Raw genomic sequence first — 26,524 nt, 5'->3', positions numbered from 1 at the left:
GTGTCCCCCTGCTGGGCTGCCGGGGGTGCCCGGGGGATCAGGGCCGGACAGGCCGCGCGTCGCGGACCCGGCCGTGATCCGCCGGGTGCCCCCTCAGTCGCGTGCCGCTGTCAGATGCTCGGCGTGTTCCTGGAGGGAACGGACCCCGACGTCACCGTGGTTCAGGGCGTCGATGCCCTGGACGGCGGCGGCGAGCGCCTGGACCGTGGTCAGGCACGGTACGGAGCGGGCCACGGCCGCGGTGCGGATCTCGTAGCCGTCGAGCCGGCCGCCGGTGCCGTACGGCGTGTTGACGATGAGGTCGACCTCACCGTCGTGGATGAGCTGGACGATGGTCTTCTCACCGTTGGGCCCGGTGCCCTCGGACTGCTTGCGCACGACGGTGGCGTTGATGCCGTTGCGCTTGAGGACCTCGGCGGTGCCGGAGGTGGCCATCAGCTCGAAGCCGTGGGCGACCAGCTCGCGGGCCGGGAAGATCATCGAGCGCTTGTCCCGGTTGGCGACCGAGATGAACGCGCGGCCCTTGGTGGGCAGCGGGCCGTAGGCGCCGGCCTGCGACTTGGCGTACGCCGTGCCGAAGACCGAGTCGATGCCCATGACCTCGCCGGTGGAGCGCATCTCCGGGCCGAGGACCGTGTCGACGCCCCGGCCGTGGATGTCGCGGAAGCGCGACCACGGCATCACGGCCTCCTTGACGGAGATCGGCGCGTCCAGCGGCAGGGTGCCGCCGTCGCCGGTCTTCGGCAGCAGGCCCTCCGCGCGCAGCTCGGCGATGGTCGCGCCCAGCGAGATGCGGGCGGCGGCCTTGGCGAGCGGGACGGCGGTCGCCTTCGAGGTGAAGGGGACCGTGCGGGAGGCGCGCGGGTTGGCCTCCAGGACGTAGAGGATGTCACCGGAGAGCGCGAACTGGATGTTGATCAGCCCGAGCACGCCGACGCCCCTGGCGATGCCCTCGGTCGAGGCGCGCAGCCGCTTGATGTCGAAGCCGCCGAGCGTGATCGGAGGCAGGGCGCAGGCCGAGTCGCCGGAGTGGATGCCGGCCTCCTCGATGTGCTCCATGACGCCGCCGAGGTACAGCTCGGTGCCGTCGTAGAGGGCGTCCACGTCGATCTCGATGGCGTCGTCGAGGAAGCGGTCGACCAGGACCGGCCGGGTGGGGCTGATCTCGGTGGACTCGGAGATGTACGAGGCGAGGCGCGTCTCGTCGTACACGATCTCCATGCCGCGCCCGCCGAGGACGTAGGACGGCCGTACGAGGACGGGGTAGCCGATCTCGTCGGCGATGGCCTTGGCCTCGCCGAAGGTGGTGGCGGTGCCGTGCTTGGGCGCGGGCAGTCCGGCCTCGGCCAGGACCCGGCCGAAGGCGCCGCGGTCCTCGGCGGCGTGGATGGCCTCCGGGGAGGTGCCGACGACGGGGACGCCGTTGTCCTTGAGCGCCTGCGCGAGGCCGAGCGGGGTCTGGCCGCCGAGCTGCACGATGACACCGGCGATCGGGCCCGCCAGCGATTCGGCGTGCACGATCTCCAGGACGTCCTCCAGGGTGAGCGGCTCGAAGTAGAGCCGGTCGGAGGTGTCGTAGTCGGTGGAGACGGTCTCCGGGTTGCAGTTGACCATGACGGTCTCGTAGCCCGCGTCGCTGAGCGCGAAGGAGGCGTGCACACAGGAGTAGTCGAACTCGATGCCCTGGCCGATGCGGTTGGGACCCGAGCCGAGGATGATCACGGCCGGCTTGGTGCGGCCGGCGACCTCGCTCTCCTCGTCGTAGGAGGAGTAGAAGTACGGCGTGTTCGCGGCGAACTCGGCGGCGCAGGTGTCGACCGTCTTGTAGACCGGGCGGATGCCGAGCGCGTGCCGGACCTCGCGGACGACGTCCTCGCGCAGCCCGCGGATCTCGCCGATCTGAGCGTCGGAGAAGCCGTGCCGCTTGGCCTCGGCGATCAGGTCGGCGTCCAGGCGCTCGGCGGCGGCCAGCTCGTCGGCGATCTCCTTGATCAGGAAGAGCTGGTCGACGAACCACGGGTCGATCTTCGTGGCGTCGAAGACCTCCTCCTGGGTGGCGCCGGCGCGGATCGCCTGCATGACGGTGTTGATCCGTCCGTCGGTCGGGCGGACCGCTTCCGCGAGCAGCTCGGCCTTGTCGCCGATCTCGCCGGTGAAGGCGAACTGCGAGCCCTTCTTCTCCAGCGAGCGCAGGGCCTTCTGGAGGGCCTCGGTGAAGTTCCGGCCGATCGCCATGGCCTCGCCCACCGACTTCATGGTGGTGGTGAGGGTGGAGTCGGCGGAGGGGAACTTCTCGAAGGCGAAGCGCGGGGCCTTGACGACGACGTAGTCGAGGGTCGGCTCGAAGGAGGCCGGCGTCTTCTCGGTGATGTCGTTGGGGATCTCGTCCAGGGTGTAGCCGACGGCCAGCTTGGCGGCGATCTTGGCGATCGGGAAGCCGGTGGCCTTGGAGGCGAGCGCCGAGGAGCGGGAGACGCGCGGGTTCATCTCGATGACGATGACCCGGCCGTCGGCGGGGTCGATGGCGAACTGGATGTTGCAGCCGCCGGTGTCGACGCCGACCTCGCGGATGATCGCGATGCCGACGTCGCGCAGCCGCTGGTACTCGCGGTCGGTGAGCGTCATCGCCGGGGCGACGGTGATCGAGTCACCGGTGTGGACGCCCATCGGGTCGAAGTTCTCGATGGAGCAGACGACCACGACGTTGTCGTGTCGGTCGCGCATCAGCTCCAGCTCGTACTCCTTCCAGCCGAGGATGGACTCCTCCAGGAGCACCTCGGTGGTCGGCGAGAGCGTGAGGCCCTGCCCGGCGATGCGGCGCAGCTCCTCCTCGTCGTGGGCGAAGCCGGAGCCGGCGCCGCCCATGGTGAAGGAGGGGCGGACGACGACGGGGTAGCCGCCCAGGGTGTCGACGCCGGCGATGACGTCGTCCATGGTGTGGCAGATGACGGAGCGGGCGGACTCGCCGTATCCGGTCTTCGCCTTGACGGCCTCGACGACGCCCTTGAAGAGGTCGCGGTCCTCGCCCTTGTTGATCGCCTCGACGTTGGCGCCGATGAGCTCGACGCCGTACTTCTCCAGGACGCCGTTCTCGTGCATGGAGATCGCGGTGTTGAGCGCGGTCTGGCCGCCGAGGGTGGGCAGGAGCGCGTCGGGGCGCTCCTTGGCGATGATCTTCTCGACGAACTCGGGGGTGATCGGCTCGACGTAGGTGGCGTCGGCGATCTCCGGGTCGGTCATGATCGTCGCCGGGTTGGAGTTCACCAGGATGACGCGCAGGCCCTCGGCCTTGAGGACGCGGCAGGCCTGGGTGCCGGAGTAGTCGAACTCGGCGGCCTGGCCGATGACGATCGGACCGGAGCCGATGACCAGGACGGACTGGATATCGGAGCGCTTAGGCACGCTGGCCCTCCATCAGGGTGGTGAAGCGGTCGAAGAGGTACGCGGCGTCGTGTGGCCCGGCGGCGGCCTCGGGGTGGTACTGGACGCTGAAGGCGGGCCGGTCCAGGAGCTGGAGGCCCTCGACGACCTGGTCGTTCAGGCAGACGTGGGAGACCTCGGCGCGGCCGAACTCCGTGTCGGAGACCTTGTCCAGCGGGGCGTCGACGGCGAAGCCGTGGTTGTGGGCGGTGACCTCGACCTTGCCGGTGGTGCGGTCCTGCACCGGCTGGTTGATGCCGCGGTGGCCGTACTTCAGCTTGTAGGTGCCGAAGCCGAGCGCGCGGCCGAGGATCTGGTTGCCGAAGCAGATGCCGAAGAGCGGGGTGGACCGCTCCAGGACGCCCCGCATGAGGGCGACCGGGTGGTCGGCGGTGGACGGGTCGCCGGGGCCGTTGGAGAAGAAGACGCCGTCCGGGTTCACGGCGTACACCTGCTCCAGGGTGGCGGTGGCGGGCAGCACGTGCACCTCGATGCCGCGCTCGGCCATCCGGTGCGGGGTCATGCCCTTGATGCCGAGGTCGATCGCGGCGACGGTGAACTTCTTCGTGCCGATCGCGGGGACGACGTAGGCCTCCTTGGTGGCGACCTCGGCGGACAGGTCGGCGCCGGTCATCTCGGGGGCCTGGCGGACCCTGGCGAGGAGGGTGCCCTCGTCGGGGATCCCCGCGGCGGAGACGCTGGTGAGCGCAGCGCCGGAGAAGATCCCGACGCGCATCGCGCCGCGCTCGCGCAGGTGGCGGGTGAGCGCGCGGGTGTCGACGCCGCTGATGCCGACGACGCCCTGCGCGACCAGTTCCTCGTCCAGCGAGCGCTGCGAGCGCCAGTTGGAGGGCTTGCGGGCGGGGTCGCGGACGACGTAGCCGGAGACCCAGATGCGGCCGGACTCGGGGTCCTCGTCGTTGACGCCGGTGTTGCCGACGTGCGGGGCCGTCATGACGACGACCTGACGGTGGTACGAGGGGTCGGTCAGCGTTTCCTGGTAGCCGGTCATGCCGGTGGAGAACACCGCTTCGCCGAAGGTCTCCCCCACGGCCCCGTAGGCACGGCCGCGGAAGGCGCGACCGTCCTCCAGGACGAGTACGGCGGGGGTCTGGTCCCCCCGGGTGGAGATCGTCATCGTGCGGTGCCTTCCGTAGGAGTGCTGGTGAGTTGCGTGGCGGCCGGGGCGCCGGTGAGGCGGCTGACGGCGTCGACCCAGGCCTGGTGCTCGGCGGCGTGGTCGGAGCGGAAGCCGGAGTCGATCAGCGTCTCGCCGTGCGCCCAGGTGATGATCAGCAGGCCGCCTTCGGGGAGGACCTTGCCGGCGAGCGCCTTGTCGAGACGGGCCTCGCGCAGGGCGTCGGCCGGGATGAAGAAGTCGGTCGCCCCGGGGCGTTCGACGTGCAGGCCGCGGGCGGTGAGCGTGAGCTCGGTACGGCTGCGGGTTCCGAGGCCGTGCGCGACGATCCGGTCGAGCCACTGACCGGCGGTGGTGGAGGCGTGGTAGCGCCCCTGAAGCGTCAGCAGCGCCTCGTCACCGGCGAAGCCCTCGGGGGTGGCCGGGAGCGCCGGGAGGCCGGACTGGAGGCTGGCGCGCCACTTCCAGCCCTGGCGCATCAGCCAGTAGACGAGGGCGATGAAGACGAACAGGCCGACCACCCAGGCGATGCGGGCGGCCCAGTCCGTCACTTCCGCCGACTTCTGCTCGGCGGCCAGGTGGTACAGGGGGATCAGAGTTGTCACGCGAGCTTCCCGTCGACGACCGTGGCACGGCCCCGCAGGAAGGTGTGGGTGACACGGCCCGGCAGCTCACGGCCCTCGTAGGGGGTGTTTCGGCTGCGGGACGCGAAGCCCGCGGGGTCCACGGCTCCACGGTATGCCGGATCGACCAGGGTGAGGTTGGCGGGCTCACCCGCCGAGACGGGGCGGCCGTGTCCTTCGAGCCGGCCGATGGCCGCGGGACGGAAGGACATGCGGTCGGCGACGCCCGCCCAGTCGATCAGGCCGGTGTCCACCATCGTCTGCTGGACGACCGAGAGCGCGGTCTCCAGGCCCACCATGCCCATGGCGGCCGCGGCCCACTCGCAGTCCTTGTCCTCGTGCGGGTGCGGGGCGTGGTCGGTGGCGACGCAGTCGATCGTGCCGTCGGCGAGCGCCTCGCGCAGGGCCATGACGTCGGCCTCGGTGCGCAGCGGCGGGTTCACCTTGTAGACCGGGTTGTAGCTGCGGACCAGCTCGTCGGTGAGGAGGAGGTGGTGCGGGGTGACCTCGGCGGTGACGTTCCAGCCCTTGGACTTGGCCCAGCGGACGATCTCCACGGAGCCGGCGGTGGAGAGGTGGCAGATGTGGACGCGGGAGCCGACGTGGGCGGCGAGGAGGACGTCGCGGGCGATGATCGACTCCTCGGCGACGGCGGGCCAGCCGCCGAGTCCGAGCTCGGCGGAGACGATGCCCTCGTTCATCTGGGCGCCCTCGGTGAGGCGGGGCTCCTGGGCGTGCTGGGCGACGACGCCGTCGAAGGCCTTCACGTACTCCAGGGCGCGGCGCATGATCACCGCGTCGTCGACGCACTTGCCGTCGTCGGAGAAGACCTTCACCCCGGCGGCGGAGTCGTGCATCGCGCCCAGCTCGGCGAGCTTCTTGCCCTCCAGGCCGACGGTGACGGCGCCGATGGGCTGGACGTCGCAGTAGCCGGACTCCTTGCCGAGCCGCCAGACCTGCTCGACGACGCCGGCGGTGTCGGCGACGGGGAAGGTGTTGGCCATGGCGTGCACGGCGGTGAAGCCGCCGACGGCCGCGGCCCTGGTGCCGGTGAGGACGGTCTCGGAGTCCTCGCGGCCGGGCTCGCGCAGATGGGTGTGCAGGTCGACCAGGCCGGGCAGCAGGATCTGCCCCTCGGCCTCGATCACGGTGGCGTCGGCGGCGTCGATCCCGGCGCCCACCTCGGCGACGGTCTCGCCGTCGATCAGTACGTCCTGCGGCTCGCCGCCGAGGATCCGCGCACCGCGGACAATGATCTTGCTCATGGTTACTTGTTCTCCTCGGTACGGGCGGGGGCGGCGGACAGCGCGGTGTCGGAGCCGCCGAGCAGCAGGTAGAGCACGGCCATGCGGATGGAGACGCCGTTGGCGACCTGCTCGACGACCGTGCAGCGGTCGGAGTCGGCGACCTCGGCGGTGATCTCCATGCCGCGGACCATCGGGCCGGGGTGCATGACGATGGCGTGTTCGGGCATCTTCGCCATCCGCTCGCCGTCCAGGCCGTAGCGGCGGGAGTACTCGCGCTCGGTCGGGAAGTACGCGGCGTTCATCCGTTCACGCTGCACACGCAGCATCATCACCGCATCGGACTCCGCCAGCACGTTGTCGAGGCTGTAGCTGACGTCGCAGGGCCACTGTTCGACGCCCACGGGGACGAGGGTGGGCGGGGCCACCAGGGTGACGTGCGCGCCGAGCGTGGTCAGCAGGTGGACGTTGGAGCGGGCGACGCGGCTGTGCAGGATGTCGCCGACGATCGTGATGCGGCGGCCGTCCAGGTCGCGGCCGAGCCCGGTGTCGGCGCCGACGAGCCGGCGGCGCATCGTGAAGGCGTCCAGGAGGGCCTGGGTGGGGTGCTCGTGGGTGCCGTCCCCGGCGTTGACCACGGCCCCGTCGATCCAGCCGGAGGTGGCGAGCCGGTAGGGGGCGCCGGAAGCTCCGTGCCGGATGACGACGGCGTCGGCGCCCATCGCCTCCAGGGTCAGCGCGGTGTCCTTCAGGGACTCTCCCTTGGAGACGGAGGAGCCCTTGGCGGAGAAGTTGATGACGTCGGCGGACAGCCGCTTGGCGGCCGCCTCGAAGGAGATGCGGGTACGGGTCGAGTCCTCGAAGAAGAGGTTGACGACGGTACGGCCGCGCAGGGTGGGGAGCTTCTTGATCGGCCGGTCCGCGACCCGGGCCATCTCCTCGGCGGTGTCGAGGATCAGGACGGCGTCGTCGCGGGTGAGGTCGGCGGCCGAGATGAGGTGACGCTTCATCTGGGGGTTCTCCGGGTGGCTGGAGGGAGTTTCAGGCATGCGGGCGCGCAGGAGCGGCCGTACGGCCCCGGACGGGCCCACGGGAGGGCCCGGGCTACTGCGTGTCCGCGGGGGCGGTCTGCTTGACGCCGAGCAGCACGGCGTCGCGGCCGTCCTCCTCGGCGAGCTGGACCTTGACCGTCTCCCGCAGCGACGTGGGGAGGTTCTTGCCGACGTAGTCCGCGCGGATCGGGAGTTCCCGGTGGCCGCGGTCGACGAGGACGGCGAGCTGCACCGCGCGCGGGCGGCCGATGTCGCCGAGCGCGTCGAGGGCGGCGCGGATCGTGCGGCCGGAGAAGAGCACGTCGTCGACCAGGACGACCAGGCGGCCCTCGATCCCCTCGGCGGGGATGTCGGTACGGGCCAGGGCGCGCGCCGGGCGCATCCGCAGGTCGTCGCGGTACATCGTGATGTCGAGCGATCCGACCGGCGTCTTCCGGCCGGTGATCTGTTCGAGTTTGTCGGCGAGCCGACGGGCGAGGAAGACGCCCCGCGTCGGGATGCCGAGCAGCACCACGTCGTCGGCGCCCTTGGCGCGTTCGACGATCTCGTGGGCGATACGGGTCAGTACACGGGCGATGTCGGGGGCCTCGAGAACGGGGCGTGCCGCGTTGCCGGTGTCGTCGTGCTGTGCGTCCATAAGAAACGGACCTCCTTCTCCGCCTCACGGGACGGATCGTTAAAGGACGTCGAAATTGCGTCATCCACGCTACCAGGGCTTGCGCTCGGCCCTGGCCCCGCCCCGGGAGGTGCCGGTCCGGACCACTCGGCTTGACGCATCCAAGTAACGCTGCGTAACCTCACAGTGAGTTACCAGCCACGCGGCGGAGCCGCACACTGTTCCAGCGTCCGGGGAGCCATATGTCCAGCGAATACGCAAAGCAGCTCGGGGCCAAACTCCGTGCCATCCGCACCCAGCAGGGCCTCTCCCTCCACGGCGTGGAGGAGAAGTCCCAGGGTCGCTGGAAGGCCGTCGTGGTCGGTTCGTACGAGCGCGGCGACCGTGCCGTGACCGTACAGCGCCTCGCCGAGCTGGCGGACTTCTACGGGGTCCCGGTGCAGGAGCTGCTGCCCGGCACGACGCCGGGTGGGGCCGCCGAGCCGCCGCCGAAGCTCGTCCTGGACCTGGAGCGCCTCGCCCACGTCCCGCCGGAGAAGGTCGGTCCGCTGCAGCGCTACGCGGCGACCATCCAGAGCCAGCGCGGTGACTACAACGGCAAGGTGCTCTCGATCCGCCAGGACGACCTTCGCACGCTCGCCGTCATCTACGACCAGTCGCCTTCCGTGCTCACGGAGCAGCTCATCAGCTGGGGCGTGCTGGACGCGGACGCGCGCCGCGCGGTCTCCCACGACGAGGGCTGAGCGAGCGGGGCCCGACCCCACAGCAGAAACGTGCCGCCGGGCGGGCGGGGACCTTCGGGTCCCCGCCCGCCCGGCGTTCCCGTCTCCCGTGTTCCGGCTCGGCGCCGGGTACCCCGAAGGGCCCACGGTCGGCTGACCGTGGGCCCTTCGTGGTGTGTGCGACCGAACCGTCGCGGCCGGGGGCTACTGCTCCCGGCGGAGGTTCGGTTTGAGGTCCTTGAAACGGGCCAGCAGACCGTTCACGAAGGACGGGGAGTCATCGGTGGAGAACTCCTTGGCGAGTTGGACGGCCTCGTCGATCACCACGGCGTCCGGGGTCTCGTCCATCCAGATCAGCTCGTACGCACCGAGCCGCAGGATGCTCCGGTCGACCACCGGCATGCGGTCGATCTCCCAGTCCACCGCGTAGGTGACGATGAGGTCGTCGATCCGGTCCGCGTACTGCGCGTACCCCTCGACGAGCTCCATCGTGAACTCGCCGACCGGCGGCTGACGGTCATCGGTCCGCGAGTGCCGAACCCAGTCCGCGAGGACACTCTGCACGGACTCACCGCGCTGGTCGGCCTCGAAGAGGATCTGGAAGGCGCGCTTGCGGGCCTTGTTCCGGGCAGCCACGGTTAGCTGTTCACCCGGCCGAGGTAGTCGCCCGAGCGGGTGTCGACCTTGATCTTCTCGCCGGTGCTGATGAAGAGCGGCACGCCGATCTCGTAACCGGTCTCCAGGGTGGCGGGCTTGGTGCCGCCGGTGGAGCGGTCGCCCTGGACGCCCGGGTCGGTGTGCTGGATCGTCAGCTCGACCGCGGCGGGCAGCTCGACGTAGAGCACCTCGCCCTCGTGCTGGGCGACGGAGGCGGTGAAGCCCTCGATCAGGAAGTTGGCGGCGTCGCCGACGGCCTTGCGGTCGACCATGAGCTGGTCGTACGTGTCCATGTCCATGAAGACGAAGTACTCGCCGTCCATGTACGAGAACTGCATGTCGCGGCGGTCAATGGTGGCCGTCTCGACCTTCACGCCGGCGTTGAACGTCTTGTCGACGACCTTGCCGGAGAGCACGTTCTTGAGCTTGGTGCGCACGAAGGCGGGGCCCTTGCCGGGCTTGACGTGCTGGAACTCGACGACGGACCAGAGCTGGCCTCCGTCGAGCTTGAGCACCAGGCCGTTCTTGAGGTCGTTCGTGGAAGCCACGGTTGCGGAATCTCCTGGACTGAAGCTGGTGGAACGACCGAGGATGCGCGCTAGAGCGCGAGCAGCTCCTTGGTCGTCATGGTGAGTAGCTCGGGTCCGCCGTCCGCCTCGGGGCGCACGACGAGCGTGTCATCGATCCGGACACCGCCCCGGCCCGGGAGGTGGACCCCCGGTTCGACGGTGACCGGCACACAAGCGTCCAGTTTACCCATGGCTGTCGGTGCCAGTTGCGGGTCCTCCTCGATTTCGAGCCCCACACCGTGCCCGGTCCTCGACTGAAGGCCCTCTCCGTGCCCCGCGGACTCCAGCAGGTGCCGGGCGGCATGGTCCACGTCCCGGTAGGCCGCCCCCGGGGCCAGGGCTTCCCGGCCGGCCCGCTGAGCGGCGAAAACGAGGTCGTAGAGCTCGATCTGCCACTCGGTGGGGGCGGTCCCGATGACGAAGGTCCGGCCGATCTCGCAGCGGTAGCCGTGGTAGCTCGCGCCCAGGCGGACGGAGAGAAAATCCCCCTCCTCCACCCTGCGGTCGGAGGGCCGGTGGCGTCCCTGGCCGGAGTTGGGGCCGGTGGCCACGGAGGTGGCGAAGGCAGGGCCGTCCGCCCCGTGGTCGACGAGGCGGCGCTCCAGTTCGAGGGCGAGATGCCGCTCGGTGCGGCCGACCAGGATCGATTCGAGGAGTTCACCGAGGGCCTGGTCGGTGATCTCGGCGGCGATCCGGAGGCAGCCGATCTCCTCCTCGTCCTTGACGATCCGCTGCTGCTCCACGGTGAAGCCCAGATCGGCCAGGACCAGGCGCGGGGCGGCCTTACCCATGGCACGGTGCCGGGCCACGGTCAGATCGTGCTCCTCGACGGCGAGCGAGCCCGCGCCCGACTCGGCGGCGAGGCCCGCGGCGGCGACCACCGGGTCGCTGTCCGGGACGGGCAGGAGGTCGATCCGGAGCGCCTCGTCGGGCCGCCCGTGGGCGGATTCACCGGTCGGGGCGCGCGGGCAGAGCAGAACGTCCTCGCCGGGGCCGAGCAGCAGCACGGCGCCGGGAGGCGCTCCGCCCGCGAGATAACGGACGTTGGCGGGGCGGGAGACCAGGGCGGCCGCGGAGCCCGCGGCGGCGCACCGGTCGCGGAGCAGCCCGCGTCGGACGGCGTGCACCTCTGACATGGTTCGAGCGTACGAGCGAGGGCGTCGGCCCGCCCGGCCAGCGCACCCGACCGGGGGGCTGGCCCGCGGCGGTGCGCGGTCGGCCGGGACGCCGGAGCACGAGCGCTGCCGGGCGGGCGGGCTCTTCCGGCGGCTACCAGGCGGGCGGGCTCGCGATGGACCGGGCCAGTACGTCGTCCAGGACGCGGGCGGTGGTCTCCACGTCGTACGTGGAGTTGTCGATGATCGGGAGGCCGGAGCCGTACCAGCCGGCCATCCGGCCGTGGATGCGGGCGACCTCCTCGTCGGAGAGCCTGCGGTTGCCGCTGCGGGCGGCGTTGCGCTCCAGGACGATCTCCAGGCCGGGCAGCAGGACCACTGGCAGCAGGCCGGGGCCCACGTGGCGCTTCCAGCCGCCGAGGCCGACGACCGGGCGGTCGGGGAAGACGGCGTCGTCGAGGATGCAGGAGATGCCGTTGGCGAGGAAGTTACGGGCGGCGAAGCCGCAGGTGCGGCGGGCCAGGCGGTACTGGGCCTCGGAGTGGTCGTTCCAGCCGGCCTGCGGGTCGGCGAAGCCGGAGCAGACCCACTCACGGACGTCGTCGAGGGAGACGTGGGCGGTGGGCACCCGGCGGCGGGCCGCCCAGAGCCTGGCGACGGTGGTCTTGCCCGCCCCGGCCGGGCCGATGAGCAGCACGGCGAGGGTCGCGCCGCCGGTACCGGGCTCGGCGGGGGGCGCGGGCAGCGGAACGGGGCCGCCCGGGGGCAGCTGGATGTGCCCGGTGTGCCCGCCTCCCTGCCCGGCGGGCGGCGGCGTGGGCCCTGTGCCGCTCCAGCCGGGCTGCGGGGCCTGGCCGGGGGCAGGAGGCTGCCCGGTCCGGCCCTGGGCCGGGGGAGGCGGCGCCTGGCCGGGGGGCGGCGGGGGTATCGGGGGCGGGCCGGGGTGACCGGGGTGCTGGGCCTGGTACGGCCGGCCGACGTGCCCGATACCGGGTCCGTGGGGCGGCGGCAGCGGGGCCCCCACTGCGTGCTGCATCCGGTGCCACTCCGTCTCGTAACTGCAACTGACGCTGATGGGACGGCTACCGTACCTTCCCGGGCCGTCTTCGGGTGAACGGCCCGGGAGGGTGCGAAGTGCCCGCCGACCGCGCGGAGGCCGGACGGGAATCGCGTCGGTGTCGGTCCGTCAGTCGGTCAGCTCGTCGGCCAGGGCGCGCAGGGCGAGCCGGTAGGAGCCGATGCCGAACCCGGCCACCGTGCCCGTGGCCACCGCGGCGACCACGGAGGTGTGCCGGAACTCCTCGCGGGCGTACGGGTTGGAGATGTGCACCTCGATCAGCGGGGCGGTGCGCTGGGCGGCCGCGTCCCGCATGCCGTACGAGTAGTGCGTGAAGGCACCCGGATTGAGAATGACCGGAATCGATCCGTCCGCCGCCTCGTGGAGCCAGCGGATCAGCTGGCCCTCGTCGTTGGTCTCCCGTACCTCGACGTCGAAGCCGAGCTCCTTGCCGAGGGTCGTGCAGGCGTCGACGAGTCCGGCGTAGGAGGTGGCCCCGTAGACGTCGGGCTCGCGCGAGCCGAGCCTGCCGAGGTTGGGGCCGTTCAGGACGAAGACCTTTCGGGTCACGCGGAGACCTCCCCGTAGGCGGCGAGCAGAACGGCCGGGTCGGGGCCCTCCAGGACGGTGGGCTTGCCGATGCCGTCCAGGACGATGAAGCGCAGCAGGTCGCCGCGCGACTTCTTGTCGACCTTCATGTTCTCCAGCAGCTTGGGCCACTGGTCGCCGCGGTAGGCCAGCGGCAGGCCCACCGACTCCAGGACGCTGCGGTGCCGGTCGGCGGTGGCGTCGTCGAGGCGTCCGGCGAGCCGGCCCAGCTCGGCGGCGAAGACCATGCCGATGGAGACGGCCGCGCCGTGGCGCCACTTGTAGCGCTCGTTCTTCTCGATGGCGTGGGCGAGGGTGTGGCCGTAGTTGAGGATCTCGCGGAGTCCGGACTCCTTGAGGTCGCTGGAGACGACCTCGGCCTTGACCCGGATGGAGCGCTCGATCAGCTCGGCGGTGTGCGGACCGGCCGGGGTGCGCGCGCCCTCGGGGTCGGCCTCGACCAGGTCGAGGATGACCGGGTCGGCGATGAAGCCGGCCTTGATGATCTCGGCCATGCCGGAGACGTAGTCGTTGACCGGCAGCGAGTCGAGCGCGGCGAGGTCGCAGAGGACCCCGGCGGGCGGGTGGAAGGCTCCGACGAGGTTCTTGCCCTCGGCGGTGTTGATGCCGGTCTTGCCGCCGACGGCCGCGTCGACCATGCCGAGGACGGTGGTCGGGATCGCGATCCAGCGGACCCCGCGCAGCCAGGTGGCCGCGACGAACCCGGCGACGTCCGTGGTGGCGCCGCCGCCGATGCCGACGATGACGTCGGTGCGGGTGAAGCCGGTCTGGCCGAGCGCCTTCCAGCAGTAGGCGGCGACCTCGACGGTCTTGGCCTCCTCCGCGTTCGGCAGCTGGACGGCGATGGCCTCGTACCCCTGGTCGGCGAGGTCCTGACGGACCGCCTCACCGGTCTCGGCCAGCGCCTCCGGGTGCAGCACGGCGACCCGCCGGGCGCGGTCGCCGATCAGCTGGGGCAGCTCGCCCAGGAGCTGGTGGCCGACGAGGACCTCGTACGGGGCGGAGCCCGCGGAGCCTGCGGAGCCTGCGACCTGGATGCGGGTGGGGCTCTGCTGCGTCATGCCGGTGTTCTCCACGCCGGGGGCGGCTGGGCCCTCCGGCAGTTCCAGTGCGTCGATGATCGCCTGGGCGACCTCTTCGGGGGTGTGTTCGTCGGTGGCGACGACGGTACGGGCGACCTCTTCGTAGAGGTGGCGGCGGGCGTCCATCAGCTCGCGCCACTGTCGGCGCGGGTTCACCGCGAGCAGCGGGCGGGCGGCGCCCAGCCCGACGCGGCGGACGGCCTCGTCCACGTCCATGGAGAGGTAGACGACCGGCCGGCCGGCCAGCAGCTCCCTGGTCGCCGCGTCCAGGACGGCCCCGCCGCCGAGGGAGAGGACGCCCGCGTGCCCGGCGACGGCCGCCTCGACGGCCCGGCGCTCCAGGGCGCGGAAGTGCTCCTCGCCCTCGTCGTAGAAGATCTCCGCGATCGGCTTGCCGGCCTCGGCGACGACGTCCGCGTCGGTGTCCCGGTAGGTGGTGCCGAGCCGGGCGGCGAGCAGTTCGCCGACGGTGGACTTGCCGACGCCCATCGGGCCGACGAGGACGACCAGGGGGCCGCTCATCGGATCTGGAGGTTGTCGAGGTACGACCGGACGTTGCGGTGGGTCTCGGGGACGCTGTCGCCGCCGAACTTCTCCGCGACCGCGTCGGCCAGCACGAGGGCGACCATCGCCTCCGCCACGATGCCCGCGGCCGGTACGGCGCAGACGTCGGAGCGCTGGTGGTGGGCCTTGGTGGCCTCACCGGTGACGACGTCCACGGTGGCCAGGGCGCGCGGCACGGTCGCGATGGGCTTCATCGCGGCGCGGACGCGCAGCAGCTCACCGGTGGTGAGCCCGCCCTCGGTGCCGCCGGAACGGCCGGAGGTGCGCTTGATGCCGTCCTCGGTGGCGACGATCTCGTCGTGCGCCTTCGAGCCGGGGACCCGGGCCAGTTCGAAGCCGTCGCCGACCTCGACGCCCTTGATCGCCTGGATGCCCATGAGCGCGGCGGCGAGCCGGGCGTCCAGGCGCCGGTCCCAGTGCACGTGCGAGCCGAGCCCGACGGGCACGCCGTACGCCAGCACCTCGACGACGCCGCCGAGGGTGTCGCCGTCCTTGTGTGCCTGGTCGATCTCGGCCACCATCGCCTTGGACGCGTCGGCGTCCAGGCAGCGGACCGGGTCGGCGTCCAGCTTCTCCACGTCGGCGGGGACCGGGAGGACGCCGTACGGCGCCTTCGCGGCGGCCAGCTCGACGACATGGCTGACGATCTCGATGCCCGCGGTCTCCTTGAGGTAGGAGCGGGCGACGGCCCCGAGGGCGACGCGCGCGGCGGTCTCCCGGGCGCTGGCGCGCTCCAGGACCGGCCGGGCCTCGTCGAAGCCGTACTTCTGCATCCCCGCGAGGTCGGCGTGGCCGGGCCGGGGGCGGGTCAGCGGGGCGTTACGGGCGAGCTTCGCCAGCTCGTCGGGGTCGACCGGGTCGGCCGACATGACCTGCTCCCACTTGGGCCACTCGGTGTTGCCGACCATGACGGCGACCGGGGAGCCCATGGTGAGGCCGTGGCGTACGCCGCCGAGGAAGGTGACCTCGTCCTTCTCGAACTTCATCCGCGCGCCGCGGCCGTAACCGAGCCGTCGCCGGGCCAGCGCCTCCGCCACCATCTCCGTGGTGATCGGGACACCGGCGGGAAGACCCTCCAGCGTCGCCACCAGTGCGGGGCCGTGCGACTCCCCCGCGGTCAGCCAGCGCAACCTGCTCAACGGTGCTCCTCATGCTCGCGCCTGAAATCCAACGGCGCCACCGGGTGCGCGGCCCTGGCCCGCCACCTCCGATCCTCCCACGACCCGGGGCGCGATCCGGCCGCCGGTCCAGCAGACGGACGTCCTGGACCGGCCGACGGACCCGTCAGCGGTCCGCGAGCGCGGCTTCCCCGGCCTGCCGCATGACGGCCAGCGGTGCCGGGATCCGGCCGGTCATCTGCTCGACCTGGAGCAGGGCCTGGTGCACCAGCAGGTCGAGCCCGCCGACCACCGCCCCGCCGTGCGCCGACCAGGCGGCGGCGAACGCGGTGGGCCACGGCTCGTACAGCACGTCGAAGAGGATGCCCGGGGTTCCCCGCACGGATCCGGCCAACGAGTCCGTCGCACCCGCCGGGGTGGTGGCGATGACGAGCGGCGCGGTCAGTGCCGCTGCCGCGTCCGCCCAGTCGGCGATCACGACGTCGACACCGAGCCGCTCCCCCCAGGCCCGCATCTCGGCCGCCCGCTCGGGGCTGCGCACATAAGCGGTGACCGGTCCGGCACAGATCGCCGCGAGCGCGGCCAGCGCGGAGGAGGCGGTGGCACCGGCTCCGAGCACCGCGGCGGACTCGACCTTGTCGACGCCGCGTTCACGCAGAGCGGCGATCATGCCGGGAATGTCGGTGTTGTCGCCGACTCGGCGGCCGTCCTCCGTGAACACGACCGTGTTGACGGCCTCCACGGAGGCGGCCGTCACGCCGACCTCGTCGAGCAACGGGATGATCGCCCGCTTGAGCGGCATGGTCAGCGACAGCCCGGCCCAGGAGGAGTCCAGCCCTTCGATGAACCCGGGCAGCGCCGCCTCGTCGATCTCGAACCGGTCGTAGGACCAGTCCTCCAGGCCGAGTTCGGCGTACGCGGCGCGGTGCAGGACCGGGGAGAGGGAGTGTGCGATGGGCGAGCCGAGGACGGCGGCCCGGCGTGGCTCGCTCACTGGCCGGACTTCCCCTCTTCGTACTCCCGCCGGTTCTTCTCGTGCTCCTCGTTGGTCTCGGCGAAGACCGTCTTGTCCTCGTTGATCGAGACGAAGTAGTACCAGGGGCCCGGCTTGGGGTTCATCGCCGAGTGCAGGGCGTCCGCGCCCGGATTGCTGATCGGGCCGGAGGGCAGGCCGATGATCTTGTAGGTGTTGTACGGGTCGTCGATCTTCCGGACCTCGTCGACCGCACCGATGTCGAGGGTGCTCTGACCCTTGATGTAGTTGACCGTGGAGTCGAATTCGAGCCGCCCGACCGTCTCCATGTTGCCCGGCTTGAGACGGTTGTAGACGACCCGCGCGACCTTGTCGAAGTCGTGCTTGTACTTGCCCTCGACCTGCACGAGGCTCGCGACGGTGATCAGTTCCCACGGACTCTTGAGACCGAGCTTCTTCGCACTGTCCGCCAGGCCGAGCTTGTCGTACTCCTTGTTCGCCCGCGTGACCATCCGCTTCAGCGCGTCCTCGGGCTTCGTTCCCTTGGCGACCGGATAGGCGGCCGGGTACAGGAAGCCCTCCAGCGGGTCCTTCACGTCCGGGTTGTCGTCCGCCCAGTCGGGCAGGCCCAGCGACTCCGCCTTGGTCTTGGCGATCTTCGCCGTGGTCCCCTTCTCCAGCTCCAGCCGCTTGTCGATCTCGGCATAGACCTTGACGTTGCGGGTCCCCTCCGGGATCACGAACGCGTTCTGGCTCTTGGGGTCGAGCATCAGCTCGATCGCGCTGGCAGCGGACATCTCCTTCTTCAGGAGGTAGACGCCGGCCTGGAGCAACTTGCCCTTGGGGTTGTCGTTCTGCGCCGCGACGAAGGCGTCGGAGGACTTGATGACGCCCTTCTTGCGCAGGATGTTGGCGATGTCGTAGCCGAGCGACCCTTCGGGGATCTCGACCTCGACCTCGCCGGTGCCCGCCCCCGCGTAGTCGGCCGGAGCGCCGAACTGCTTCTTCCAGAAGGTGTAGCCGACGTAGGAGACTCCGCCGAGGCCGCCGAGCAGGACGACGGAGACCACCAGGCAGGCACAGCCGCTGCGGCTCTTTTTCTTCTTGCCCTTGCCGCCCCGGCGGTCGCTGCCGCCGCGGTCGCGGCGCGAGGCGCGCGATCCGTCGTCGTCCGGGTCATCGTCGTCGTCGCGCGGCTCGCGGCCGGCCGGTTCGTCCGCACCGGTGAAGAAGGGGTGCGTCTCTTCCTGCGGCTCGTCCGGGTCCCAGTCCGTCGACGACTGTTGCTGTTGTTGCTGCTGCTGTTCGGCTGCGGCGTCGCGGCGGCCCGGAGGTTGCGGCGGGGGGTAGGCCTCAGGGGTGCCGTAGTAGTCCTGCGATGCGTCGTAGCCGCCGGGCTGCTGGGCGTACGGGTCCTGGGGCTCGCCCCCGTACGGCATCGCGGCCTGCTGCCCGGTGTCCCAGCCGCCGTTGTACTGCGGCTGGGCACCGCTCTGCTGGATGTACTGGTCCTGCTGGGGCGCGCCGTACTGCTGGTTCTGCGGCTGCTGCCCGTACTGCTGGTGCTGCTGGTCGTACGGCTGCTGCTGCGGGTACTGCTGGTGGTTCTGGTGCTGCTGGGCGTACGGGTCCTGCGGATAGGGCTGCTGCTGGTCGCCGTACTGGCCCTGGCCGTGGGCGGCCTGCCGGCCTCCCCATCCCTGGTCCCCGTACAAGGGGTCCTCGGGATGCCACGGTTCGGAGCCGGGGCCCCGGCCATACTCAGTCATCGATCCCCTAGAGCCGCGAGACGACGTTCCGTCTCTTCGCTTCGCTGTGCGGTGTTTGTTCGAACACCGTCGCATCGCGCGGAACGTTACCGTATCGCGATCAGACAACCACTTCGACGCCCTCGCCCGGGGGATTGCCTGACGCCCGTTCGGACTCCAGAGCGTTCTGAAGGATCACCACAGCGGCAGCCTGGTCGATGACAGACCGGCCCTTCTTGGACTTCACGCCCGAGGCGCGCATCCCCTGAGCGGCCGTCACTGTGGTCATCCTCTCGTCCACCAGACGCACCGGAACGGGTGCGATCGAGCGGGCGAACTCCTGAGCGAACGCCCGGACCTTGGCGGCTGCGGGGCCCTCGCCGCCGCCGAGGGAGCGGGGCAGGCCGAGGATGACCTCGATCGGCTCGTACTCGTCGACGAGTCCGCGGAGCCGCCGGTGGGCGGCCGGGACGTCGCGTCCCGGCACGGTCTCCACCGGCGTGGCCAGGATCCCGTCGGGGTCGCACGAGGCGACCCCGATCCGGGCGTCCCCGACATCGACGGCGAGCCGTCGGCCCCGGCGCATCTGCGTCATCGCGCTCGTCACGCGATCTCGGTGACGAGGCGTTCGACGGCGGCGACGGCGTCACCGATGGCGGCCGGGTTCGTACCGCCGCCCTGGGCGACGTCCGGCTTGCCGCCGCCACCGCCGCCGAGCGTCTTGGCGGCCGTACGGACGAGGTCACCGGCCTTGAGACCACGCTCGCGGGCGGCCTCATTGGTGGCGATGACGGTGAGCGGGCGGCCGTTGGCCGTGGTGAACAGCGCCACGACGGCCGGGCGGCCGCCCTGGATGCGGCCGCGCACGTCCAGGACCAGCTTGCGCAGGTCGTCGGCGGAGGTGCCGTCGGGGACCTGGCCGGTGACCAGGGCGACGCCGCGGACGTCCTTGGCGGACTCGACGAGTCCGGCGGCGGCCGCAAGGACCTTCTCCGCGCGGAACTTCTCGATCTCCTTCTCGGCGTCCTTCAACTTGCCGAGCATGCCCGCGATCTTCTCCGGAAGCTCCTCGGGACGGCCCTTGACCAGCTCCTGAAGCTGGGCGACGACCGTGTGCTCCTTGGCGAGGAAATTGTACGCGTCCACGCCGACGAGGGCCTCGATGCGGCGCACGCCCGAGCCGATGGAGGACTCGCCGAGCAGCTTCACCAGACCCAGCTGGGCGGTGTTGTGGACGTGCGTGCCGCCGCACAGCTCCTTGGAGAAGTCGCCGATGGTCACGACGCGGACCCGCTCGCCGTACTTCTCGCCGAACTCGGCGATCGCACCCTGCTTCTTGGCCTCGTCGATGGACATGACCTCCGCCTGGACGTCGAGTTCCCGCGACAGGACCTCGTTGATCCGCTGCTCGACGTCGGTGAGGACCGTGCCGGGGACGGCGGCGGGCGAGCCGAAGTCGAAGCGGAAGCGGCCCGGGGAGTTCTCCGAGCCGGCCTGGGCGGCCGTGGGGCCGAGAGCGTCGCGCAGCGCCTGGTGCGTGAGGTGGGTGGCGCTGTGGGCGCGGGCGATGGCGCGGCGGCGGGTGTTGTCGATGGAGGCGAAGACGGAGGCTCCGACCGTCACCTCGCCGACCTGGACGACGCCCTTGTGGACGTGGACGCCGGGAACCGGCTTCTGGACGTCGCGGACCTCGATCACGGCACCGGTGTCGAGCCGGATGCGGCCGGTGTCGGCGAGCTGGCCGCCGCCCTCGGCGTAGAAAGGCGTGCGGTCGAGGACGACCTCGACCTCGTCGCCCTCGGTGGCGGCGGGCGAGGGCACACCGTCGACCAGGAGGCCGACGATGGTGGACTCTCCGGCGGTGGAGGTGTAGCCGGTGAACTCGGTGGCGCCGGAGGTGTCGGCGACCTCGCGGTAGGCGGACAGGTCGGCGTGACCGGTCTTCTTGGCGCGGGCGTCGGCCTTGGCCTTGTCGCGCTGCTCCTGCATGAGGCGGCGGAAGCCGTCCTCGTCCACGGACAGCCCCTGCTCGGCGGCCATCTCCAGGGTCAGGTCGATCGGGAAGCCCCAGGTGTCATGGAGCAGGAACGCCTTGTCGCCGGCGAGGACCTGGCCGCCGGCGGCCTTGGTCTCGGTGACGGCGGTCTCCAGGATGTTGGTGCCGCCCTTGAGGGCCTTGAGGAAGGCGGCTTCCTCGGCGAGCGCGACGGTCTCGATGCGCTTGCGGTCGGTGATCAGCTCCGGGTACTGCAGACCCATCGTGTCGACCACGACGTCGACCAGTTCCTTGACGACCGAGCCGGTGGCGCCCATGAGACGCATGTTGCGGATGGCGCGGCGCATGATGCGGCGCAGCACATAGCCGCGGCCCTCGTTGCCGGGGGTGACACCGTCGCCGATGAGCATCACCGACGTGCGGATGTGGTCGGCGACGACGCGGAGCGAGACGTCGGTGCCCTGCTCGGCGCCGTAGCGGACGCCGGTCAGCTCGGTGGCCTTGTCCATGACGACGCGCAGGGTGTCGGTCTCGTACATGTTCTGTACGCCCTGCAGGATCATGGCGAGGCGTTCGAGGCCTAGACCGGTGTCGATGTTCTTCGACGGCAGTTCCCCGAGGATCGGGAAGTCCTCCTTGCCGTCGCCGGCGCCGCGCTCGTACTGCATGAAGACCAGGTTCCAGATCTCCACGTAGCGCTCGTCGTTGACGGCCGGGCCGCCCTCGACGCCGAACTCGGGGCCGCGGTCGTAGTTGATCTCCGAGCACGGGCCGCAGGGTCCGGGGACGCCCATGGACCAGAAGTTGTCCTTCTTGCCCAGGCGCTGGATGCGCTCGGCGGGGACGCCGATCTTGTCGCGCCAGATCTGCTCGGCCTCGTCGTCGTCGAGGTAGACCGTGATCCAGAGCTTCTCGGGGTCGAGGCCGTAGCCGCCGTCCTCGACGGAGTTGGTCAGCGCCTCCCAGGCGAGCTGGATGGCGCCCTCCTTGAAGTAGTCCCCGAAGGAGAAGTTGCCGCACATCTGGAAGAAGGTGCCGTGGCGGGTGGTCTTGCCGACCTCTTCGATGTCCGGCGTGCGCACGCACTTCTGCACGCTGGTGACGCGCGGAGCGGGCGGCTTGACCTCGCCGAGGAAGTACGGCTTGAAGGGGACCATGCCCGCGGGGACCAGCAGCAGAGTCGGGTCGTCCGCGATGAGCGACGCCGAAGGCACGGCGGTGTGACCGCGCTCCTCGAAGAAGCTCAGCCAGCGGCGGCGGATTTCAGCCGACTCCATCAGTGGTCCTCATTCCGGTTGTTCGTTCTGTAGGGGAGCTTGCGGTACGTGCTCGCGTTCGCGGGCGGTTCGGCCGCTTCGACGGCGAAGTGCCGCTGTACGGGAAGGTCGGGGTCGACCGGCGCTTCCAGGCCCAGGGCGCCGCCCAGTTCGGCTTCGCGCCGGACCATGCCCTCACGGACGTCGAGGGCGAAGTCCTTGAGCTTGTGACCGGTCTCGATCGCCTTGTCCGCGGCCTGCGCCGCGAGGCTTTCGGGGGTCAGCTGCCTGAGCTTGCGGTTGACCTTGGTGGTGGCCCACACACCGGCGGCTGCGCCGGCGGTGAACCAGAACGTGCGGCGGAACATCGCTGGATCAGTCCTTCTGTCCGCGGGCGTTTCGGCGTTCGCGCCTGCGTCCGCGCGCCGAGGGTACGGTCCGGCCGACGATCACCGTGCGGCGGGCGGAGCCACGGCCCCGCGCCGGTTCCGGGTCGGGCTCGGGGGCGGCGCGGCGGCCGAGGGCCTGCCGTACGCCGTAGCCGAACGCCGCGACCTTGACGAGGGGGCCGCCGAAGGTGGAGGCGACGGTGGTCGAGAGCGCGGAGGCGTTGGAGGTGACTTCCTGGACGTCGCTCGCGATGGCGTCGACCTTGTCCAGCTGGGTCTGCGCGGAGCGCACCGTCGCCGAGGCGTCGGCCAGCAGCGGAACGGCCTGGTCGGTCACGTCCGCCACGAGCTTGGTGGTCGCCCTGAGCGTCTGGGCGAGCCTCACCAGCACCACGGCGAGGAACGAGACCAGGATCGCCCAGAAGACGGCCACGAGGATCCCGGCCACCTCTCCACCGGACACTGTGCACCGCTCTCTGCTCGTCGCTCGGGCCCTGCCGGGCCTTGTCCCACGAGCCTATCGCGCCGCACATCTCCTCCCCTACCGCATTCCCCACGGGCCGAGCGGGAGTTGCTTCACGAGATTGTACGGAGAGCTTTCAAGCCAGTACGCTCCGTGTTTCATGCGACGCCTGCAGGACCCCTCCCCGAATCCCGATGGTCCGGACGCCCGCCCCGCGGCGGCACCCGGCACCCTCCCGGCCGAACTGAACAGATTCGTGGGACGCGAGGACGAACTGGCCGAGCTGGACGGGCTGCTGGAGGAGTCCAGGCTCGTCACCGTCGCCGGGGTGGCGGGCGTGGGCAAGACCCGGTGCGTCACCCGTGTCGCCGCGCTCCGGGAGAAACGGTACTGCGACGGAGTCCTGCTGGCCGAGCTGTCCGCCGTACGCGATCCCGACCTGCTGGAACACGCCCTGGCCGAAGCGCTGGGCCTGACCGATCACACCAGCAGGCCGCCGCGCGCCGTCCTCGTCGGACATCTCTCCGAGCGCCGGACGCTGCTGGTGATCGACGGCTTCGAGCACCTCGTCGACGCCTGCGCCGATCTCGTCACCGAACTGCTGCGCCGGGCCCCGCGCCTCCAGGTGCTCGCGGCCGGGCGCTGCCCCCTCCGGGTGGAAGGGGAACGGACGTTCCCGCTCGCCCCGATGTCCGACGGGGACGCGGTGGAGCTCTTCACCGAACGGGCGCGCGGGGTGCGGCCGGGCTGGGCCCCGACGGCGGGCGAGCGGACGGCCGCGCTGGAGCTCTGCCGCCGCCTCGACGGTATTCCGCTGGCCCTGGAGCTGGCAGCCGGGCGGCTGCGCGCCCTCTCGGTGGAACAGGTGCTCCTGCGGCTGGACGACCGGTTCCGGCTGCTGACCGGCGGCCCACGGGGCGCGCCGCCCCGCCACCAGACGCTGCGTACGGCGATCGGCTGGAGCCATGAGCTGTGCACGTCCGAGCAGCGGCTGCTGTGGGCGCGGCTCTCGGTGTTCGCCGGGCAGTTCGACCTGGAGGCCGCCGAGTACATCTGCGGCGGGCCGGACCTGCCGGCCGACTCGGTGCTCGATGTGCTGGACGAGCTGCTCGCCCAGTCGGTGGTGGAGCGCGAGGACGGCCCGACCGGCGCCCGCTACCGGTTGCTGGACACGGTCAGAGAGTACGGGGCGCAGTGGCTGGCGGCGGCCGGGGACGCCCAGCGGCTGCGCCGGCGGCACCGGGACTGGTTCCTGGGGCTCGCGACCTGGTGCGAGCTGGACTGGTTCAGTCCGCGCCAGGCGGAGGTGGCGGCGCGGATCGACGGTGAACTGCCCAATCTCCGCCGGGCGATGGAGTGCTCGATGGAGAGCCCCGACGAGGTGCATCTGGCGCAGTATCTGGCGGGCACCCTGTGGTTCTACTGGGCCGGCTGCGGGCGGCTGTCCGAGGGGCGGCACTGGCTGGACCACGTCCTGGAGGAACCGACCCCGCACGATGCCGCACGGCTGAAGGTGCTGTGGGTGCTGGGCTATGTGGCGGTGCTTCAGGGCGACACGGTCGGCGCGATCTCGGCGCTCCAGGAGTGCCGGGAGGAGGCCGAGCGCTCCGGAGACGCGACGGCACTGGCGTACGCGGTGCATCGCACGGGGTGTCTGGCGATCGTGACGGACGACATGCCACGGGCCGAGGAGCTGCTCCGTGACGCGCTCGGCCGGTACCGCGAGGTCGGCGAGCTGAACAGCAACGTGCTGATGGCGCAGGTGGAGCTGGCCATGGCGGTGGCGTTCCTCGGCGATCTGGACGCGGCGGCGGTGATCTGCGACGAGGTCCGGGAGATCTGCGAGGACCACGGGGAGCGGTGGGCGCTGGCGTACGCGCTGTACGTCCTGGCGTACGCGGCGCTGCGACGGGGACGGCCGGCGCGGGCGCGGCAGATGCTCGGCGAGTGCCTGACGATCGGCCGGACGTTCAACGATCTGCTGGGCACGGTGCTGTCGCTGGAGCTGCTGGCCCTGGTGACGGTGGTGGAGGGGGACGCCGGGGAGGCCGCCGTGCTCCAGGGTGCGGCGGAGGCCATCTGGCCGTCGGTGGGTCTGCAGCTGTTCGGCTCGGCGTTCTACGGGCGGCCACGGGCGGAGTGCGAGGAGCAGGCACGCCGGGAGCTGGGGAACGCGGCGTACGAGGAGGGGCTGCGGGCGGGCCGGCGGCTGGATCCGGACACCGCGGTCGACCGGGCGCTGGCCGGCGACGGCCCGGCCGCGGCGAGGGACGCGCCGGGCGCGGGCGGGCAGGCGGCGCCGGGCGGGCCCGGGGGAACGCGAAGGCCCGCCGCCTCCCGGATGACAGGGAGGGGCGGGCCGGAGCGCTGGTGAGAGCGGCTACGCCTGGATCAGCGGGCGTAGTACTCGACGACGAGCTGCTCGTCGCAGATCACCGGGATCTCCTTGCGGTTCGGGTCCCGGTCCAGGCGGAAGGCCAGGGCCTTCAGGTTCACCTGGAGGTAGCGCGGGGTCTCACCGTCGGTGTCGTAGCCACCCTCGCGGGCCACCTGGAAGGGGACCTTGGTGCGGCTGCGCTCCCGGACCTGGACGACGTCGTCGGGGCGCACGCGGAAGGAAGGCTTGTCGACCTTGCCACCGTTGACCTCGATGTGGCCGTGGACGACCATCTGGCGGGCCTGGTAGATGGTGCGGGCGATGCCCGAACGCAGAACCAGGGCGTCGAGGCGACGCTCGAGCTCGACGACCAGCGCCTCGCCCGTCTTGCCTTCGGCCTTCTTGGCACGGTCGTAGGCGCGCACCATCTGGCGCTCGCTGATGTCGTACTGCGCACGCAGGCGCTGCTTCTCCAGCAGACGGACCTTGTAGTCCGAGTTCTGCTTGCGGCCACGGCCGTGCTCGCCCGGCGGGTACGGACGGGCTTCGAAGTACTTGACAGCCTTGGGCGTCAGAGCGATGCCGAGGGCACGCGACTTCTTGACCTTGGGACGCGACTGGTTAGGCACGTTCTCCAGACCTCCGTTGTGGGTTAGGTTAGGTTTACCTTACTCAAGGAGATCGCATGTCTCGCCCTGGGAACACCACTCACGTCACGGACAGCACAGACAGCGGCAGCACACCAGAAGGTGCTGCTACGACGGAAGGCCGATCTGATCGTGGTCAGCCGCGTCCCAGCGGGCTTGAAAACACTCGGATGCCGTCAGCAGCCGAGCGCACACGAACTCTCGTACAGAGTACCTGCTCCGCGCTGCTCGTCGTACCGGGGCTCGATCCGGCCCGCGCGGAGCCGCTGGTCCCGGACAGCAGGAGCGTGGGACCCGAGGGCGATCTGTTCCTCGAATTCCCCGCGGATTCCCCGGCGGTCCGGGCCGCGACGCACGCGCAGGGCGACGAGCTGACCGCCGTGCTGGAGATCACGGACGTCGCTCCGGTCTCCGTGCCCCACCGGATCCGGGGCCGCGCGTGGGTCTCCGGCTGGCTCACCTCCGTGCCCGGCATCGCCGAGCCCGGCCGGATGATGCTGCGCCTGGAGTTCGGTGAGGCGTACGTGGACGACCTCTGGGGCGCCGAGGGCGTCGAGCCGGAGGGCTTCCGGGACGCGGACCCCGACCCACTGGTCACCCACGAGGCGGAGCTGCTCCAGCATCTGCACTCCGCCCACGACGAGCAGATGCGCACCCTGTGCGGTCTGCTGGGCGAGCGCACCGCCCGCCGGCCCAGGGCCGTGCCGGTCGCGCTGGACCGCTTCGGCTTGCGGGTCCGCTTCGTCGAGGTCCAGGGGTCCTGCTTCGACGCCCGCTTCGAGTTCCCGGAGCCGGTGCGCGATGTCACCGAGCTGCGCCGCGCCATGCACACCCTCTTCGAGGCGGCCGCGTCCTGACCCGGCGGCGCGTCCGGACGAGCGGCGCTAGGGCGTGTATCGGGGCGACCCTCCGCCTTGCGATCGCACGCACCAGACGCCGCCGAGCCCGCCCTCCGGGCGGACGGCGCTACTTTCGAAACACGCCCTAGGACCAATGCCGTTCGGTTACGGGTTCGGTCTGCGGCGCAACTTTGGGCGTTTCGGCTGGTGATACGGGTGCAGCCCTTGTAGTGGTTCTCGGGTCCGCCAA

General features: G+C 71.2%; 23 protein-coding genes. 3 read left to right on the top strand and 20 right to left on the bottom strand.

Translation table 11 applies throughout. The annotated features are described in order from the left end of the window. Positions 1-93: 93 nt before the first annotated feature. The 6 genes from carB to pyrR all read right to left on the bottom strand — a co-directional run bounded on the left by carB (position 94) and on the right by pyrR (position 8,114). Positions 94-3,402, bottom strand: coding sequence for a carbamoyl-phosphate synthase large subunit (gene carB / locus IG90_RS0116195; protein WP_030584129.1), 3,309 nt, complete (start codon positions 3,400-3,402; stop codon positions 94-96). Then, complete coding sequence (gene carA, locus IG90_RS0116190) at positions 3,395-4,558, bottom strand: glutamine-hydrolyzing carbamoyl-phosphate synthase small subunit (protein WP_030584127.1); 1,164 nt, start codon at positions 4,556-4,558, stop codon at positions 3,395-3,397. The genes carB and carA overlap by 8 nt, the downstream gene beginning before the upstream one ends. Beyond that, entirely contained in the window at positions 4,555-5,163 is a 609-nt protein-coding gene (locus IG90_RS0116185) for a PH-like domain-containing protein (protein WP_030584125.1), read from the bottom strand. Before IG90_RS0116185 ends, carA begins: the two co-directional genes overlap by 4 nt. Next, a complete protein-coding gene (locus tag IG90_RS0116180; protein ID WP_030584121.1) occupies positions 5,160-6,446 on the bottom strand; it encodes a dihydroorotase in 1,287 nt (428 codons plus the stop codon). Before IG90_RS0116180 ends, IG90_RS0116185 begins: the two co-directional genes overlap by 4 nt. 2 nt (positions 6,447-6,448) lie before the next feature. Continuing rightward, positions 6,449-7,435, bottom strand: coding sequence for an aspartate carbamoyltransferase catalytic subunit (locus IG90_RS0116175; protein ID WP_030584116.1), 987 nt, complete (start codon positions 7,433-7,435; stop codon positions 6,449-6,451). Positions 7,436-7,529: 94 nt separating this feature from the next. After that, complete coding sequence (pyrR, locus tag IG90_RS0116170) at positions 7,530-8,114, bottom strand: bifunctional pyr operon transcriptional regulator/uracil phosphoribosyltransferase PyrR (protein WP_030584113.1); 585 nt, start codon at positions 8,112-8,114, stop codon at positions 7,530-7,532. 221 nt (positions 8,115-8,335) lie between these two features. Here pyrR and bldD point away from each other — a divergent pair, with 221 nt between their 5' ends. Beyond that, positions 8,336-8,836: a transcriptional regulator BldD gene (gene bldD, locus IG90_RS0116165; protein WP_030584111.1), complete on the top strand. Its 501-nt coding sequence runs from the start codon at positions 8,336-8,338 to the stop codon at positions 8,834-8,836. Between the two features lie 183 nt (positions 8,837-9,019). On the opposite strand, the gene nusB is transcribed toward bldD, so the two are convergent. The 13 genes from nusB to IG90_RS0116100 all read right to left on the bottom strand — a co-directional run bounded on the left by nusB (position 9,020) and on the right by IG90_RS0116100 (position 22,396). Then, complete coding sequence (nusB, locus tag IG90_RS0116160) at positions 9,020-9,451, bottom strand: transcription antitermination factor NusB (protein ID WP_010057335.1); 432 nt, start codon at positions 9,449-9,451, stop codon at positions 9,020-9,022. 2 nt (positions 9,452-9,453) lie between these two features. Beyond that, the gene (gene efp / locus IG90_RS0116155) at positions 9,454-10,020 is read right to left on the bottom strand and encodes an elongation factor P (protein ID WP_007453234.1); all 567 of its coding nucleotides are present in this window, start codon (positions 10,018-10,020) and stop codon (positions 9,454-9,456) included. A 50-nt stretch (positions 10,021-10,070) separates the two neighbouring features. Then, a complete protein-coding gene (locus tag IG90_RS0116150; RefSeq protein ID WP_030584104.1) occupies positions 10,071-11,177 on the bottom strand; it encodes a M24 family metallopeptidase in 1,107 nt (368 codons plus the stop codon). A gap of 133 nt (positions 11,178-11,310) precedes the next feature. After that, positions 11,311-12,192, bottom strand: coding sequence for a Pro-rich N-terminal domain-containing protein (locus IG90_RS0116145; protein ID WP_030584101.1), 882 nt, complete (start codon positions 12,190-12,192; stop codon positions 11,311-11,313). A 150-nt stretch (positions 12,193-12,342) separates the two neighbouring features. Beyond that, positions 12,343-12,783: a type II 3-dehydroquinate dehydratase gene (gene aroQ, locus IG90_RS0116140; protein ID WP_030584098.1), complete on the bottom strand. Its 441-nt coding sequence runs from the start codon at positions 12,781-12,783 to the stop codon at positions 12,343-12,345. After that, positions 12,780-14,426 (bottom strand): 3-dehydroquinate synthase, encoded by a 1,647-nt coding sequence (gene aroB / locus IG90_RS0116135; protein ID WP_078585273.1) that lies wholly within the window; start codon positions 14,424-14,426, stop codon positions 12,780-12,782. Before aroB ends, aroQ begins: the two co-directional genes overlap by 4 nt. Beyond that, positions 14,423-15,607, bottom strand: coding sequence for a chorismate synthase (aroC, locus tag IG90_RS0116130; protein WP_030584092.1), 1,185 nt, complete (start codon positions 15,605-15,607; stop codon positions 14,423-14,425). The genes aroB and aroC overlap by 4 nt, the downstream gene beginning before the upstream one ends. 145 nt (positions 15,608-15,752) lie before the next feature. Further along, the gene (locus IG90_RS0116125) at positions 15,753-16,580 is read right to left on the bottom strand and encodes a shikimate dehydrogenase (RefSeq protein ID WP_030584090.1); all 828 of its coding nucleotides are present in this window, start codon (positions 16,578-16,580) and stop codon (positions 15,753-15,755) included. Continuing rightward, positions 16,577-18,328, bottom strand: a complete 1,752-nt coding sequence (gene mltG, locus IG90_RS0116120) for an endolytic transglycosylase MltG (protein ID WP_030584086.1) — start codon at positions 18,326-18,328, stop codon at positions 16,577-16,579. The genes IG90_RS0116125 and mltG overlap by 4 nt, the downstream gene beginning before the upstream one ends. Before the next feature lie 100 nt (positions 18,329-18,428). Then, positions 18,429-18,902, bottom strand: coding sequence for a Holliday junction resolvase RuvX (ruvX, locus tag IG90_RS0116115; protein WP_030584084.1), 474 nt, complete (start codon positions 18,900-18,902; stop codon positions 18,429-18,431). An 8-nt stretch (positions 18,903-18,910) separates the two neighbouring features. Then, positions 18,911-21,580 carry an alanine--tRNA ligase gene (gene alaS, locus IG90_RS0116110; protein WP_030584081.1) on the bottom strand — a complete coding sequence of 890 codons (2,670 nt, stop codon included), beginning with the start codon at positions 21,578-21,580 and terminating at the stop codon, positions 18,911-18,913. Next, positions 21,580-21,927, bottom strand: a complete 348-nt coding sequence (locus tag IG90_RS0116105; RefSeq protein WP_030584078.1) for a DUF6167 family protein — start codon at positions 21,925-21,927, stop codon at positions 21,580-21,582. Before IG90_RS0116105 ends, alaS begins: the two co-directional genes overlap by 1 nt. A 7-nt stretch (positions 21,928-21,934) precedes the next feature. After that, complete coding sequence (locus IG90_RS0116100) at positions 21,935-22,396, bottom strand: DUF948 domain-containing protein (protein WP_030584075.1); 462 nt, start codon at positions 22,394-22,396, stop codon at positions 21,935-21,937. A gap of 175 nt (positions 22,397-22,571) precedes the next feature. On the opposite strand from IG90_RS0116100, the gene IG90_RS0116095 reads away from it, so the two are divergent. After that, positions 22,572-24,785 carry an ATP-binding protein gene (locus IG90_RS0116095; RefSeq protein WP_030584073.1) on the top strand — a complete coding sequence of 738 codons (2,214 nt, stop codon included), beginning with the start codon at positions 22,572-22,574 and terminating at the stop codon, positions 24,783-24,785. 17 nt (positions 24,786-24,802) lie between these two features. Here IG90_RS0116095 and rpsD read toward each other — a convergent pair whose 3' ends face one another. Beyond that, the gene (gene rpsD / locus IG90_RS0116090) at positions 24,803-25,417 is read right to left on the bottom strand and encodes a 30S ribosomal protein S4 (RefSeq protein WP_030584068.1); all 615 of its coding nucleotides are present in this window, start codon (positions 25,415-25,417) and stop codon (positions 24,803-24,805) included. Positions 25,418-25,605: 188 nt separating this feature from the next. Between rpsD and IG90_RS0116085 the strand changes: the two genes are divergently transcribed. Continuing rightward, positions 25,606-26,292, top strand: a complete 687-nt coding sequence (locus IG90_RS0116085) for a DUF2470 domain-containing protein (protein ID WP_030584066.1) — start codon at positions 25,606-25,608, stop codon at positions 26,290-26,292. Positions 26,293-26,524: the final 232 nt, after the last annotated feature.

It is taken from the genome of Streptomyces anulatus, from assembly GCF_000721175.1.
In the GTDB taxonomy this organism is placed as follows: domain Bacteria; phylum Actinomycetota; class Actinomycetes; order Streptomycetales; family Streptomycetaceae; genus Streptomyces; species Streptomyces anulatus_C.
The sequence above is the reverse complement of the archived record's forward strand: the minus strand, read 5'-3'. Positions and strand labels throughout refer to the sequence as shown.

Excerpts from the sequence above, each read along its gene's own strand:
- carA (WP_030584127.1), bottom strand. The coding sequence starts at position 4,558 with ATGACGATCTCCACCCGGGGGGACCAGACCCCCGCCGTACTCGTCCTG.
- IG90_RS0116180 (WP_030584121.1), bottom strand. The coding sequence starts at position 6,446 with ATGAGCAAGATCATTGTCCGCGGTGCGCGGATCCTCGGCGGCGAGCCG.
- IG90_RS0116175 (WP_030584116.1), bottom strand. The coding sequence starts at position 7,435 with ATGAAGCGTCACCTCATCTCGGCCGCCGACCTCACCCGCGACGACGCC.
- pyrR (WP_030584113.1), bottom strand. The coding sequence starts at position 8,114 with ATGGACGCACAGCACGACGACACCGGCAACGCGGCACGCCCCGTTCTC.
- bldD (WP_030584111.1), top strand. The coding sequence starts at position 8,336 with ATGTCCAGCGAATACGCAAAGCAGCTCGGGGCCAAACTCCGTGCCATC.
- IG90_RS0116150 (WP_030584104.1), bottom strand. The coding sequence starts at position 11,177 with ATGTCAGAGGTGCACGCCGTCCGACGCGGGCTGCTCCGCGACCGGTGC.
- IG90_RS0116145 (WP_030584101.1), bottom strand. The coding sequence starts at position 12,192 with ATGCAGCACGCAGTGGGGGCCCCGCTGCCGCCGCCCCACGGACCCGGT.
- aroB (WP_078585273.1), bottom strand. The coding sequence starts at position 14,426 with ATGAGCGGCCCCCTGGTCGTCCTCGTCGGCCCGATGGGCGTCGGCAAG.
- mltG (WP_030584086.1), bottom strand. The coding sequence starts at position 18,328 with ATGACTGAGTATGGCCGGGGCCCCGGCTCCGAACCGTGGCATCCCGAG.
- ruvX (WP_030584084.1), bottom strand. The coding sequence starts at position 18,902 with ATGACGCAGATGCGCCGGGGCCGACGGCTCGCCGTCGATGTCGGGGAC.
- alaS (WP_030584081.1), bottom strand. The coding sequence starts at position 21,580 with ATGGAGTCGGCTGAAATCCGCCGCCGCTGGCTGAGCTTCTTCGAGGAG.
- IG90_RS0116105 (WP_030584078.1), bottom strand. The coding sequence starts at position 21,927 with ATGTTCCGCCGCACGTTCTGGTTCACCGCCGGCGCAGCCGCCGGTGTG.
- IG90_RS0116095 (WP_030584073.1), top strand. The coding sequence starts at position 22,572 with ATGCGACGCCTGCAGGACCCCTCCCCGAATCCCGATGGTCCGGACGCC.
- IG90_RS0116085 (WP_030584066.1), top strand. The coding sequence starts at position 25,606 with ATGCCGTCAGCAGCCGAGCGCACACGAACTCTCGTACAGAGTACCTGC.